At 70.7% G+C, this 14,302-nt stretch carries 9 protein-coding genes; 4 read left to right on the forward strand and 5 right to left on the reverse strand.

Translation table 11 applies throughout. The features are described 5' to 3' along the window. Positions 1-203: 203 nt before the first annotated feature. The 5 genes from OHA58_RS04485 to OHA58_RS04505 form a co-directional block, all read right to left on the reverse strand. Positions 204-2,429 carry a right-handed parallel beta-helix repeat-containing protein gene (locus tag OHA58_RS04485; RefSeq protein WP_405476651.1) on the reverse strand — a complete coding sequence of 742 codons (2,226 nt, stop codon included), beginning with the start codon at positions 2,427-2,429 and terminating at the stop codon, positions 204-206. 8 nt (positions 2,430-2,437) lie between these two features. Next, the gene (locus OHA58_RS04490; protein ID WP_405476654.1) at positions 2,438-3,880 is read right to left on the reverse strand and encodes a M1 family metallopeptidase; all 1,443 of its coding nucleotides are present in this window, start codon (positions 3,878-3,880) and stop codon (positions 2,438-2,440) included. Next, positions 3,877-5,550, reverse strand: a complete 1,674-nt coding sequence (locus OHA58_RS04495) for a hypothetical protein (RefSeq protein ID WP_405476656.1) — start codon at positions 5,548-5,550, stop codon at positions 3,877-3,879. Before OHA58_RS04495 ends, OHA58_RS04490 begins: the two co-directional genes overlap by 4 nt. 76 nt (positions 5,551-5,626) lie before the next feature. Further along, the gene (locus tag OHA58_RS04500; RefSeq protein ID WP_405484758.1) at positions 5,627-6,487 is read right to left on the reverse strand and encodes a carbohydrate ABC transporter permease; all 861 of its coding nucleotides are present in this window, start codon (positions 6,485-6,487) and stop codon (positions 5,627-5,629) included. 91 nt (positions 6,488-6,578) lie between these two features. Further along, positions 6,579-7,535, reverse strand: coding sequence for an ABC transporter permease (locus tag OHA58_RS04505; protein WP_405476659.1), 957 nt, complete (start codon positions 7,533-7,535; stop codon positions 6,579-6,581). Positions 7,536-7,834: 299 nt separating this feature from the next. Between OHA58_RS04505 and OHA58_RS04510 the strand changes: the two genes are divergently transcribed. The 4 genes from OHA58_RS04510 to OHA58_RS04525 all read left to right on the forward strand — a co-directional run bounded on the left by OHA58_RS04510 (position 7,835) and on the right by OHA58_RS04525 (position 14,300). Further along, positions 7,835-8,821, forward strand: a complete 987-nt coding sequence (locus OHA58_RS04510; protein ID WP_326715886.1) for a hydroxyacid dehydrogenase — start codon at positions 7,835-7,837, stop codon at positions 8,819-8,821. Positions 8,822-8,964: 143 nt separating this feature from the next. Continuing rightward, entirely contained in the window at positions 8,965-10,059 is a 1,095-nt protein-coding gene (locus OHA58_RS04515) for a LacI family DNA-binding transcriptional regulator (RefSeq protein WP_405484761.1), read from the forward strand. A gap of 365 nt (positions 10,060-10,424) precedes the next feature. Beyond that, a complete protein-coding gene (locus OHA58_RS04520) occupies positions 10,425-11,813 on the forward strand; it encodes a M60 family metallopeptidase (protein ID WP_405476662.1) in 1,389 nt (462 codons plus the stop codon). A 48-nt stretch (positions 11,814-11,861) separates the two neighbouring features. Continuing rightward, positions 11,862-14,300 carry a polysaccharide lyase 8 family protein gene (locus OHA58_RS04525; protein WP_405476665.1) on the forward strand — a complete coding sequence of 813 codons (2,439 nt, stop codon included), beginning with the start codon at positions 11,862-11,864 and terminating at the stop codon, positions 14,298-14,300. Positions 14,301-14,302: the final 2 nt, after the last annotated feature.

Consider the following 14,302-nt stretch of genomic DNA (forward strand, 5'->3'; position numbering starts at 1 on the left):
CCGTCGTCGCACCCCGCGTCACGGCATGCCGGGACCGGCCGCCGTGCGAGGGGAAGAGTGAAGTGACGGCACGGGCGGGCACCTTGGTGCGGCTGCGGCGCGCCCTGCTGCCGACGGGAGCAAATCTGCCGTACGGCGGCGCTCTTGGTCCATCGAGGATTTCTTAAGCGCCGCCGCAGGTTTCCTTCAGGCCCCCACCGGAGCTACGGGTGGACCAGGACGTGGGCGAGTGCCACGCGTCCCGTTCCCGTGAGCTTGATCCGTACGTAGCGGGCCTCGGTGCCCTTGTCGGTGTCCAGGACGGTGGGCCGCAGGGCCTTGCCCGGGACGTGGAGGGTGGTGGCGTCGGCGAAGTCCGCGGTGCGGGCCAGCTGGACGTCGAAGCCGGTCGTGGTCATCGAGGTGTTGTTCCAGACCTCGACCTGGCCGACGTGCTGTACGGACCCCAGGTCGACCTGCCACCAGGCGCCCGGCTCGGACAGGGTGCGGGTGTCGGTGGAGGTGTCGCCGTCGGTCGCGGCGGCCGCGGTGGCGGTGCCGTCCGTGGAGGACTGCGAGGCGGTGCCGGTGCGGGCGAGGTCGGGGCGCAGCTGTTCGACGCGGTCGTGGCCCTGGGCGCCCGCGGAGGCGGCGACCTTCAGCGCGTCGGCGGGGAGCCGGTCGAGCCTGGTGTGGTTGTCGGCCATCGCCGAGCCGGTGCCGGCGAGGGCGGGGGCGTCGGTGTCGGTCCAGTTGCCGGTGGCGTGGTTGTCGATGCCGTAGTCGGCCCAGTTGGACACCCACTTGTAGCCGAGGCGGGTGAGGACGTTGCCCTCGACGCGGATGTGGCTGGACTGTTCGTCGAGGTAGATGCCGTTGCCGTCGCGCTCGGTGTTGCCGAAGGCGCTGCGGTTGATGTAGTTGCCGGAGACGACGGTGCCGGGCTGGGCGCCCTGGGTGTAGATGGCGCCGCCGTCGTGCTGGTCGTGCTCGACGCGCATGACGTTCGTGATCCGGTTGTTCGTGATCCGGTTGTCGCGCAGGACGGACTTCTGCGCCTCGGGCTGGTTCCAGCCCCAGCCGACGGAGATGCCCGAGTAGGGCAGGTCGTCGAGGGTGTTGTGGTCGATGACGGTGGCGGCCTCGTAGCCGGCCCAGATGCCGACGGCGTCGGTGAACTCCACACCGGTGCGGCGGATAGTGTTGTACGCCACCGTGTTGCGCGCACCCACGAGTTCAGCGGCCGGCATGGGTTCCGTGTCCCCTATGTAGGCGGCTCCGGAGGACAGGTCGGTGAAGCGGGACCGGGTGATCTTCGAGTCCTGCGTACCGGCCTCGAACACCACTCCGGCGCCGCCGAGGTGGCTGAACTCGACCTGGTCGACGGCCACATGCCTGCCGCCGCGCACGGTGAGGGCGGCCGAGGGCTTGGTGTAGTAGCGGCCCGCGTGGTCGACGGGGCCGGTGGCGCCGGTGAGCACGAGTCCCGCCTGCATGCCGGCGTGGCCCTCGTCGGTGGAGGGCTGGTGCCAGGCCGCGTACCGCAGCGCGATGCCCTCGACGCGTACGTCGTGGGCGCCGTCGAGGACGAGGAGCCGTTCGGTGGCGGGGGTGACGGCCTTGGCGTGGCGCATGTCCTCGCCCTCGCGCGGCAGGTAGGTGAGGGAGCGGGCGCCGGAGTTCCAGACGAACTCGCCGGGCTCGTCGAGGAGTTCGAGCGCGTTTTCGAAGTAGGCGACCTTCGAGTAGCGGGACGAGTCGACGGTGGTGGAGTCCCAGGCGGGGCCCGTACGGTTCGTGCCGGAGGCGGAGTTGGTCCAGCAGGGCTGGGCGAACGTCATGATGTCGCCGGTGACGGAGTCGATGCGGCAGTGGTAGTTGCGCCAGCGGACGCTGATGACGGCCTCGGCGTCGGTGGGGCGGGCCCAGGAGGCGATGCCGGTGGCTTTCGCGCCGGTCATGCCGGTCTTGGTGGCGTCGCACACGGAGGCGGCGCACGACGCGCCGCGTGCGCGCACGGCCCGTACGCCGTCGACGAAGAGCTGGCGGGGTGTGACGCCTTCGGGGACGTGCGTGGTCCAGGTCCCGTCGGTGTTGCTGTCCCAGCCCTTCAGGGTCCTGCCGCCGGAGAGTACGGGGTGGGCGCCTCGCTCGGCGGTCCAGGTGACGGTGTGCCCGTCGCGCCCGGAGTCGGCCGCGCCGAGTTCCAGAGGTCTGCTCAACGCGTAGGTGCCGTCCGCGAGTTCGACGCGTATGTCGCGTCCCTCGACGGTGCGGGCGGCGTCGCGGGCGCCGTCGAGGGAACAGGGGCGGCCGTGCGTACAGGCGGTGCCGGAGCCGTCGGGGGCGGCGTACAGGACGCGGGGGGACGGATCGGCGTGCGCGGCGGGGGCGGTGGACAGGAGGGCGGCCGTGGCGGCGAGGGCCACGGCGATGCGAATGCCGTTCATGGTCGGCGTCAGCTCCAGTCGGGGTGGCCGGGCATGGGCGGGTTGTCCTTGCTGAACAGCCAGTCCTCCAGGAAGGGCCGCAGCGACGGGTCGTGCGTGACCCCCACCGCGTTGTCGATGAAGTCCTGGGAGTCGGCGTTGGCGTGCCGGTGCTTCGTGAGCCAGGACTTCATGATCCCGTCGTAGTCGTCCTGGCCGACCTGCTGGTTGAGGGCGTACAGCACGACGGCGGCCCCGTCGTAGATGTTGAACCCGCCGAGTGCGGTGGGCAGTCCGGGCGGCCCGTCGGTCTTGCGGACGGCGTCGAGCTTCCCGTACGCCGTCCGCATCTTGTCCTCCATGGAGGCGGTGCCCTGCTGGTCGGCCCACAGGGCCGCGTAGTAGACGGCCGGCCCCTCGTTCAGCCAGGCGCTCTGCCAGGTGGTGGGCGTGACCGAGTCGCCGAACCACTGATGGGTCATCTCGTGGACCATGACGTTCGTGTACGTCGTCGACGTGGACGCGTTCTTGAACCAGCCCGGCCCGAACAGTGACAGGGTTTGGTTTTCCAACGCGTCGCTGTAGCCGTCGCGGACGATCTGCATCCCGTAGGTGTCGAACGGGAAGCGCACGCCGAGGGTCTTCTCCAGCCACGCGATCTGGCCGCCGGTCTGCTCGACGATCGGCCGGTACGTGGCGACCTGGTCGTCGGGGACGTAGTGGCGCAGTGTCACTCCGTGCGGCCCCTTGCCGGTCAGGAGGGTCTGCTTCTCCACGGAGATGCCGAGGAGTTCGGAGGCCATGGGCGCGTCGAGCCGGAAGTCGGAGGTGGTCTTCCCCTCCCCTGCCGGGCGGGTGCCGGTCGCGGTGCCGTTGGCGCCGGGCGTCCAGCCGTCGGGGGCGGTGAGGTGGAACGTCCAGCTCGCCTTGTCCATCGTGGTGTCGTTGACGGGCGCGAACGTGTCGGCGCGGGACGACTGCGCCGCGGAGGCGAACCCACCGTCGCTCATGTAGCGCCAGCCGGGTGCACCGATGGGCTTGGTCTTGCCGTTGCCGTGATAGGTGACGGCGACCTCGAAGGGCCGGTTGTCGTGCAGGCCGCCGGCCGGCGTGACCGTCAGCTCCTGGCCGCTCTTGCCGAGCGATACGGCGAAGGCCGCGTCCTTGCCGTTGACCTTCACCGCGTCGATGGCGAGCGAGTCGATGTCGAGGTTGAAGGAGGAGAGGTCCTGGGTGGCCTTCGCGCTGATCTTCATGGTGCCGGTGAAGTCGTATGTCACCGGCGTGAAGTCGAACGACAGGTCGTAGTGCCGGACGTCGTAGCCGCCGTTCCCGAGCGTGGGGAACAGCGGGTCCCCGACGCCGTCCGCGCCGGGCTTCGGGTCGAACGGGTGGGCCTGCGCGGGCGCGGCCAGGGCGAGGGTCGCGGCGGCCGCGGCGGTGGCGATGGCGGCGCGTACGGTGCGGGTCACTTGCCGGCTCCCTTCTGGGCGGCGTCCTCGAATTCGGAACGGCACTGCTCGCCGCCCTTCGCCAGGTAGTCCTTGACCAGGGCGTCGTAGTCCTTCATGGACTTGCGGCCGGAGACGATGTCCTTGAGCCCGTCGAGCTTGAGCGTGTAGAGGCTGCCGTATCCCTTCGAGTCCCAGGTCGGGGACGTGTAGTCCAGGAAGTCGGCCCTGACCTGCATCGGAATGAGCTTCTTGTACGCCTCGTGGACGTAGCCGACGGCGTCCTTGGAGGTGGTGGAGAAGATCGCCGGGATGCCGGAGGCGAGCTTGCCCCAGGGGACGCCGATGTCCTGGCTGCCGCGGTCCGTGAGGACGGGGTTGCCCTTCGCGTCGCGCTTGAAGTCGGTGCCCTCCACGCCGAAGTTGATGAGGGTGTACTCCTCGGTGCCGAACGGTGCGGCGATGAAGTCGAGGAGGCGAAGGATCTGCTCGACGCGCTCCTTGGGGGCCTTCTTCACAAAGGACTCGCTGAGCGTGGGGTTGTCCGTCCACGTCACGGCGCTCTTGCCGATCGGCACGAAGGGGCGGACATCGAAGATCTTGTCGATGGCCGCCATCGCGTCGACGTAACCGCTCGCGGGCTGGAGGTAGGTCGGCATGCCGTCGTAGACGAAGGCGCCCTTGCCGTTCTTGAAGAGGTCCGTGTACTGGGCCTTCTGGGCGCCGGTCATGGCGAGGGTGCCCGGGTAGTAGCAGCCCGCCTTGTAGAGCTTGGCCGCCATCTCGACGGCGGAGCGGTACTCGTCGGTCTCGAGGTCGGCGGTGAACTTGCCGGTCTTCTTGTCCATCGACCAGAAGTAGGGGGCGCCGGCCGACATGGCGAGCATGCTGACGGCGTTGGCGATGATCGCGTACTGCTTCTTCTTCGGCTGCGTCAGCTCCTTGCAGACCTCGAAGAAGCGGTCCAGGTCGGTGATCTGGTCGAGGCTGTCGACCCCGACCTCCTTGAACAGGTCGTGCCGGTAGAAGCCCGCGCCCGCGGTGCCGTAGCGGGTGATCGGGACGCCGTACAGCTTTTCGCCGTACAGGCCCTGCTGCCAGGCAGTGGCCGGGATCGCCGCGAGGTTCGGGTACGCCTTGACCTTGTCGCCGGACAGGAACGGCGTCAGGTCGGCGCACTCGGCGGCGAGGAAAGCCGCCTTGTGGTCGACGCCGCCGGTCTCCGGATACATGAAGACGTCCGCGAGGTCACCGCCCGCGACCATCGTCGAGAACTTCGCCGGGTAGTCGTCGGCGGCCACGGCGGTGATGTCGACCGTGCCGCCGAGCCGCTTCTCGATCGCCTGCCACGCGGCGTTCCTGCCGCGGGCCGGGGCGGGCGGCGCATAGGTCTCGGTGAACGCCTTGACGGTCTTGGCGCCCTTGAGCGGAGTGCCTTCGACGGAGCGGACCGGGGTCTTCGGGTAGCTGAAGAAGGCGTTGGGCACACCGGCGGCCGTGCCGGGGAGGTCGGCCTTGACGGTGTTGGCCGTGACGGTGGACGGCAGCACCTTGCGGCTCTTCGCGGCGGACTTCTCGGCGGCGCCGCCGTCACCGCATGCGGTCAGCAGCGGGGCCGCGGCGAGTCCGAAGCCCAGGCCGAGGGATGTCCTCAGCAGGGTTCTGCGATTGATGGGGGTGGAGCGCGGCACGGTGAACTCCTCGGTGACGGAGGGGACATGGGCGCGGGGGGTGTGAGCGGGGGCTGTGCGGCGTCGGCTGTGCGCGTCAGCCCTTGATGGCGCCGGTGAGCACGCCCTTGGTGAAGTAGCGCTGGAGGAAGGGGTAGACGCACAGGATCGGCACGACGGCGATCACCAGCACGGCCATCTGCACGGCCTGCTGGGGCGCGAGGGCCTCACCGGCCGAGGCGCCTTCGAGGGACTGGCCCTGGAGGACGAAGGTGCGCAGGACCATGGAGAGCGGCCACTTGTCGTTGTCGCTCAGGTAGAGCATCGCGTTGAAGAAGGCGTTCCAGTACGTCACCGCGTAGAACAGGCTGATCACGGCGATGACGGCCTTCGACAGCGGCAGCACGATGCGCACCAGAGTGCGCAGATCGCCCGCGCCGTCCACCTTCGCGGCGTCGTACAGCTCCTCGGGCAGGTTCATGAAGAAGGAGCGCAGGACGACCAGGTTGAACGCGCTGACCATGGTGGGCAGCACGAGCGAAGCCAGGGTGTTGTACAGGCCGAGTTCCTTGACGGTGAGGAACTTGGGGATGATGCCCGGGTCGAAGAGCATCGTGAACAGGGCCGTCATGAGGATGAAGCGGGAGCCGGTGACCTCGCGGCGCGAGAGGCCGTACGCCATCCCGATGGTGACGAGGACGCTGGTCGCGGTGCCCACGAGGGTCACGCCGACGGAGACGAGCAGCGCGTGCGTGACGACGCCGCCGCTGAAGACCGTGCGATACGCCTCCAGCGTCGGGTGGTCGGGCCACAGGACCAGGCCGTGGCTGCGGATGATGTCGGACTGCGAGGCGAAGCTCGTGCCGATCACACCGAGCAGCGGGTAGGCGACGGCCGCGACCACCAGGACCAGCACAAGTCCCTTGAGGAACAAGCCGGTTCGGGTGGGCTTCTCCATCCAGGGCGGGCGGCCGTCGGACACCCTGATGCCGGTTTCGGCCGGGGCGGCCGGCTTGCGTGTGCGGCGTCCGGCGGCCGCCGTCTGCTTCTCAGCGGTCAGCACCGCGGTACACCCCTTCGTGGCCGAGCCGGTGGGCGAACTTGTTCGCACCGAGGACGAGGACGGTGCCGATGACCGCCTTGACCAGTCCTACGGCCGCCGACGTGCCCCAGTCGTTGTTCTTGATCCCGTGGAAGTACACGTAGGTGTCGAGGACTTCACCGGCGGCGGGGCCGACCGCGTCGCGCTGGAGCAGGATCTGCTCGAAGCCGACGGAGAGGATCTGCCCCAGGTTGAGGATCAGGAGCAGGATGATCACCGGGGAGATGCCGGGCAGCGTGACGTGCCACAGGCGCCGGGCGCGCCCCGCCCCGTCGATCGCCGAGGCCTCGTACAGGCCCCGGTCGATGTTGAGCAGGGCGGCGAGCATGATGATCGTGCCCCAGCCCGCGTCCTTCCAGGCCACCTGGAGGGTGAGGAGCCAGGGGAAGGCGGCCGGGTCGGTGGTCATGTCGTAGCGTGGCAGGCCGAGTTGGCCGAGGAGGTCGGGCAGGACGCCGGCGCCGCCGAGGATCTGCTGGAAGATCGAGACGATGATGACCCAGCCGATGAAGTGCGGCAGGTAGACGACGCTCTGCACGAACCGGCGGACCCTGTCGCTGACGATGCTGTTGAGCAGCAGCGCGAGGGCGATGGGGACCGGGAAGAAGAACACCAGCTGGACGAGCGCGATCTTCAGCGTGTTGCCGGTCGCCGACCAGAACGCCGGGTCGGCGAAGGCGGACGTGAAGTTCGAGACGCCCGCCCAGGCGCTGTGCATGTAGCCCAGGTACGGCTGGTAGTCCTGGAAGGCCACCACGTAGCCGAGGAGCGGCACGTAGTGGAACACGCAGAAATAGAGCAAGCCCGGCAGGGTCAGCAGCAGCATGACCTTGTCCCGCTTGAGCCGCTGCCCCAGCGAGAGGCGGTGAACTGCCCGCGGCGGGGAGGGCGTTGTGTCAGCCATGGGGCGGCAAGTTAGTAATCGGTTACCCCTCACGTCAATAGGTCTGGGCAACACCTGGGCCGAAGCGAGCTTTTCAACTGACCGTTCCTGATGCGTATTTGGCACTATCTCGCGGTAAGGCGGGCGAGGGCCACGGTCGGCATGCTTGACGCTCACCCCTCGTGATCCCTAGCGTGCGGTGACTTCATAGAACACGTTTACTGTCCGGAGGCAGGGTGCGTACCACTGACGAGTCGCCGGTCCAGGCCGACTCCGCCGGCTCCACACGGCCCCCACGCAGACCCCGTACCGTCCTGGCCATGGACGCGGGGCTGCTCGACGACGTCTTTCCGCCCGCCGTACGGCTACGGCTCGAGGAGTCCGCGGACATCCGGCCACCGCAGGTGGTGGGCGAGTTCGGGAGTCCCGAGGCGGTGGCCGCGCTCGCCGAGTGCGAGGTCCTGCTCACCGGCTGGGGCTGCCCGCACATCGACACGGACGTGCTCGACCGCGCACCGCGGCTGCGCGCGGTGATCCACTCGGCGGGCACGGTCAAGACGTTCCTCACCCCCGAGGCGTACGGGCGCGGCATCGCGGTGTCGTCCGCCGCGGCCGCCAACGCCGTACCCGTCGCGGAGTTCACCCTCGCGGCGATCATCATGGGCGCCAAGCGGGCCTTCCCGCTCGCCCAGCTGTTCCGGTCCCGCCGCTCCCACCGCACCGCGGCCGACCTCGACCGCCACCACTGGCTCGGCACGCACGGCATCACCGTCGGCGTGGTCGGCGCGTCACGCACCGGACGCAGGGTCATCCAGCTGCTGCGCTCCATCGACGCCGACGTACTCCTCCACGACCCGTACGTGAGCGACGCCGAGGCGGAGCTGCTCGGGGCCACCCGCACCGACCTCGACACCCTCGTCGCCACCAGCGACGTCGTGACCCTGCACGCGCCGTCCACCCCCCTCACCCACCACCTGCTCGACGAGCGGCGCATCGCGCTGATGCGCCCGGGCGCCCTGCTGATCAACACGGCACGCGGCCCTCTCGTCGACACCGAGGCCCTCACCGCGCACCTGGTCAGCGGCCGGATCGACGCCGTACTCGACGTCACGGACCCCGAGCCGCTGCCCGCCGACCACCCCCTGTGGGACCTGCCCAACGTCTTCATCACCCCGCACCTGGCCGGGGCACAGGGCAACGAGGTGGGGCGGCTCGGCGCCCTCGCGGTCGACGAACTCGCCCGCTACGCACGCGGGGTGCCGCTCAACCACCCGGTCCTCCTGGAGGAACTGGAGCGCATCGCGTGAGCGGGGGCTCCGCGGACGCCCTAGGCTCTGCGCACGGGAGGGTCGCGGGACGGGTCGCGGGGCCCGCCGCGCAGACCGGTGACCAGGACGGTCAGGACGACCATGACGACCGCGACGACCGCGACGACCAGGGGGAGGTCCGGATGCCCCGGCAGGGCTCTACGGCGAACGGACGGCGCGCGACCGTCGTGGACGTGGCGCGTCTCGCGGGCGTGTCGACCGCGACCGTGTCCCGCGTGATGAACCGCAACTACCCGGTCGCGGCCGCCACCCGCGAGCGCGTCGAGGAGGCCATGCGCGAGCTGGGCTATGTGGTGAACGCCCATGCCCGCGCCCTGGCGGGTGTCTCGGGACGCACGGTCGGCATCATCATCAGCGACGTGGTCGACCCCTTCTACGCCTATATCGCGCGCGGCGTGGAACGCGAGGCGACGGCGGGCGGCCGGCTCTGCCTGGTCTGCAGCACCCAGGGCGACCCGCAGCGCGAGCTGGCCTTCATCGAGCTGATGCACGAGCGCCGCGCCGACGCGGTGATCCTCGTCGGCGGCAGCGTCGCCGACCGCGACTACCGCACGGAACTCGAACGCCGCGCCCGCGAACTGGACGCCGGCGGCTCGAAACTCGTGCTGTGCGGCCGCCCCTCCCTCGGCAAGGACGCGCCCACGGTCGGGGTCGAGTACGACAACGAGGGCGGCGCCTTCGCGATCACCGACCACCTCCTGGCCGAGGGCCACGAGCGGATCCTGTACCTGGGCGGGCCGCCGGGGCTCTCCACCACCAAGGAACGGATCGCCGGCCACCGTCGCGCCCTGGAGCAGCGCGGGCTGCCGCGCGATCCGGCGCTCGTGCAGCCCGGGGCGTTCAGCCGCCAGTTCGGCCACCGGCGGATGACGGAACTGCTGTGCGACGGGCCGGAGTTCACCGCTGTCTTCGCGGCCAACGACATCGTGGCGGCGGGCGCGGCCCAGGCCCTGGAGGAGGCCGGAATGCGGGTGCCGCAGGACGTCTCCCTGGTCGGCTACGACGACGTGCCCGTGGCGCAGGAGCTACGGCCGCGCCTCACCACCGTGCACATCCCGCTGGAGGAGATGGGCCGCCAGGCCGTCCGCGTCGCCCTCGCGGGCGGCGACGAGGACGACTGGCGGGCCCCGACGACGGGCACGCTGCGCCTCGGTACGCATCTGGTGGTACGCGATTCCGTGGCGGCGCCACGTGGGGTGCGGCGCCGCCGGGGGTGAACTGCGCTCCGGCTCACGGCGTCTCGGTGTGCGGCGCCTCCGGCTCACGGTGCACCGGCTCACGACGTTCCGGTTTGCAGCGCCCCGGCTCACGGCGTTCCGGCTTGCGGCGCCCCGGCTCACGACGTACCGGCTTGCGGCGCACCGACTCACCACGTTCCGGCTGCGGCTCCCCAGCTCACGACGTGCTGCCCTGGACCGTTCAACGGCTTTCCGCCCGGCTCTGTTCACCGGTTTCCTCCCTCAGGTCGTAGTAACAGACAGAAACTTGCCGGGCCCTCTTGCGGCGGGATAGCAAACGCTTACATGCTGGCGCGCAGCCCGCACATCACTCCGATGCTGTTGATCCCCATGGGAGTCTCTGGATGCGCCCTGCCCGTATGCCCTCCGCCGCCTCGGCCGACGCCGCTGTCCCCGCCGACACCCCCGCCACCTCGGGCTTCTCCCGTCGTGCGGTGCTCGCCACCCTGGCCGGCGCGGGAGCCGCCACGCTCCTCGGCACCGGCACCGCAAGTGCCCACGACGTGCGCGGTGTCGGCCTCACCGTCCCGCTCATCGCGCGCCCCTCCGCCGAGACCGAGCGCCTCCGCCTCGGACAGGCCCTGCGCGCCACCGAGTTCCAGCCGACCGGGCAGTACGTCCCGGCCGGGACCGCGCTGCGCATCGACGTGCTGCCCTACGACGGCCTCGTACCCACGCTCTGGATCGGGCAGTGGGACTACTACGGCACGGTGACGGAGCCGCGCAGCTATGCGCTGAAGCCCGGCGCCAACACGGTCACCGACCCGCACGGCGGTCCCGTCTACTTCTCCCTCGAAGGCCACGGCGAGCGCGCCGCCGTGAAGTTCAGGGCGGGCGCCACCGCGATGCCCGTCTTCTCGCTCGGCCACACCTCCGAGGCCGACTACCAGCGGCAGTTGGACACCCTCGCCGACGTACCGGTGGTCGAGCTGCACGCGCTGCGCACCATCATGACGCTGACGCGCGACGGCGCGCTCCTGTACCGCGACCAGGACCACGCGGCGCTGCTCCGGCTCGTCGAGGAGATCATCGAGGCCGAGTCGCGGATCAGCGGGCTCGACGGGTCGAAGCCGGTGCACCGGCCGAAGGCGGGCGGCTACCACTTCACGGAGGTGTCGGTGGTCCCGTCCGGCGTCGGCGCCTACGCCACGCACGGCTACAACGGCTTCCCGCGCGCCTATCTCGACCGCGCCACCACCGTCGACGGGCTGCGCACCCGGGGCTGGGGCCTCTACCACGAACTCGGTCACCTGCATCAGCAGATGGCGTACAAGCCGACGGGCCTGACCGAGGTCACGGTCAACATCTATTCGCTCGCGGTGCAGCGGGCCCTTGGCCAGCCGTCGAACCTTCTGACCGTCGACCCGAAGACCGGCCTCAACCCCTTCCAGTCCGCACGCGCGAAGTTCGGCACGGACGGGCTGACGTACGAGAAGTCCTTCGGCGCCTACGAGAAGCTCGTGCCGCTGCGGCAGCTGGAGCTGGCCTTCGGCGACGACTTCTGGCCGCGGTTGCACCGGCTTGTGCGCGAGGAGAACCCGCAGTCCGACTACACCGAGACCGCCAAGCGGTACCGCGCCCTGTCGACCTACGCCAGCCGTGTCTCCGGCCGCGACCTCACGGACTTTTTCAGCCGCGACTGGGCCTTCCCCATCGACGCCACCGGACTGGCCGAGATCGCCGCGCTCCAGCTGCCGAAGCCGACCGTCGAACCGGCCACGCTGACCGACTGACCCAACTGACGTGACCGACGCGACCGACCCGGAGGGGACCCACCGAACATGGACCTCACTCGCAGACAGACCCTGACCCTCGCGGGCGCGACCGCCGCGGCGACGCTCCCCCTGACAGCGGGCGTCGCGACGGCGGCGGACACCGCAGAAGCGGCGGACGCCCCTGCCGCCGACGCCTTCGACGTACTGCTGGCACGCGCCGAGGAGCAGCTCACCGGCGGCGCGTTCGACACTGCCGATCCGGACTTCGCGGCCGCCGTCAAGGCCCTCGACACGCAGGCGTCCGCCTGGTGGAGGGACCTCGACCGGAGCGCGGGCAGGAAGGCGCTGTGGGCCGACTTCTCCCCCGCGTCGGACCCCGGAATGTTCGGGCAGAGCTATCCGCGCCTGCGCACCCTGGCCACCGCCTGGGCCACCCCCGGCACCTCGCTGACCGGCAGCGCCGAGGTCGCTGAGACACTCGTCGCGGCGCTGGGTTTCCTGGGCAGCACCGGCTACAACCCGGCCCGCGGCGAGTCCGGCAACTGGTGGTTCTGGGAGATCGGCGCACCCCGGGCGCTGATGGACACCTGCGTGCTCCTGCGGTCGAAGCTGCCTGCCGCGGATCTGGCCGGATACGTCGCGACCGTCGCGAAGTTCTGCCCGAACCCCGACCGTCGCACGAACTCCCCCTCCCTCGCCGAGACCGGCGCGAACCGCGCCGACAAGGCCGTCATCGTGGCCCTGCGCGGGCTCCTCGCCCGTGACGCGGCCACCGTCGCGCTGGCCCGCGACGGCCTGTCGGACGTGCGGGACAACGGCCGCCGCAGCCTGTTCACCTATGTCACCTCGGGCGACGGCTTCTACGAGGACGGGTCGTTCGTCCAGCACGACAGCGTCGCCTACACGGGGACGTACGGCAGTGTGCTGCTCGGCAGCGCGGGGCAGCTGATCGCGCTGCTCGCCGGATCGGACTGGGCCCTGAACGACCCGAAGGTGTCGGTGCTCTACGAGGCGGTGGAGCGGTCCTTCTCGCCCGTCATGTTCGACGGGCTGATGATGGACGCGCTGCGCGGGCGGGCGATCTCCCGCGAGCGGGCCCGCGACTACAACGACGGCGCTGTCACCCTCACTTACATCCTTCAGCTCGCCGCGGGCGCCCCGGCCCCGTACGCCGACCGCTGGCGTGCGCTCGCCAAGGGGTGGATCAGCCGCAACAAGGCCAATCCGTACACGGGTCTCGTCGGCATCCCGGCTCTGGCGCGCGCGAAGGCTGTCCTCGACGACAAGGCGATCCCGGCGACGGAGCGTCTCACCGGTCACTTCTCGTTCGCCGACATGGACCGCGTGGTGCACCGGCGCCCCGGCTGGGCGCTCGCCCTGTCGCTCTCCTCGAAGCGCATCGCGGCCTACGAGGCGGGCAACGGTGAGAACCTGCACGGCTGGTACACCGGCGACGGTATGACGTACCTGTACGACGGTGACGACCTCGGCCAGTTCGGCGACGGGTTCTGGCCGACCGTCGACCCGTACCGGCTGCCGGGCACGACGGTGGACACGCGCGCGCGTGCGGACCTCGGCACGGGGGCCGGCACCGGAACGTACCGCCCGAAGAACGCCGTGGCGGGCGGCGCCGTCCTCCAGGACCGCTATGGCGCGGCCGCGATGGAACTCCTCGCCGACGGCAGCACCCTGCAGGCGCGGAAGGCGTGGTTCTGCCTGGACAACGCGGTCGTCGCGCTCGGCGCGGGCATCACCGCGAGCGACGGCCGCACGATCGAGACCGTCGTCGAGAACCGCAGTCTGCATACGGACGGAGCGCCGCGCCTCCTGGTGGACGGGAGGCGGCAGCCGGGCGAGCAGGGCTCGTCCGCATCGCTGTCCGGCGCCGACTGGGCGCATCTGGAGGGCACGGGCGGCTACGTCTTTCCCGACCATCCGGGACGGAAGCCGGGCGGCGCCGTCCCGCTGAGAGCGCTGCGGGAGGAGCGCACCGGCACGTGGGGCGCCCTCAACTCCGGTGCGGACACCGGCGGCGACGCCGACCCGGTCACCCGCCGCTACGTCACGCTGTGGTTCGACCACGGCTCCTCCCCCACCGACTCCTCGTACGCCTATGTGCTCCTGCCGGGTGCGAGCGCCGTGGCGACCGGGGTCTGGGCGCACTCGCGGCCCGTGCGGATCGTGGCGAACGACGCCACGGTCCAGGCCGTCGAGGCGCGCCGCCTCGGGCTCCTCGCCGCGCACTTCTGGGGTCCCGGCAGCGCCGGCGGACTCACGTCGTCCGGTCCCGGCACCGTCCTGGTGCGGCGGCACGGCGACGCCATCGCGGTCGCCGTGGCCGACCCCGGCCGCACCGGGTCGACGCTCACGGTCGAACTCCCCTTCCCCGTAAGCAAGGTGACGCGTGCCGACGACACGATCAGGCTCACCCCGGGCCGCCGGCCCGTCCTGACGGTCGACGTCGCGGGCTCACGCGGGCACAGCCACACGGCGGAGCTCGCATGAGG

This window comes from Streptomyces sp. NBC_00009 (genome assembly GCF_045040855.1).
Taxonomy (GTDB): domain Bacteria; phylum Actinomycetota; class Actinomycetes; order Streptomycetales; family Streptomycetaceae; genus Streptomyces; species Streptomyces aureus.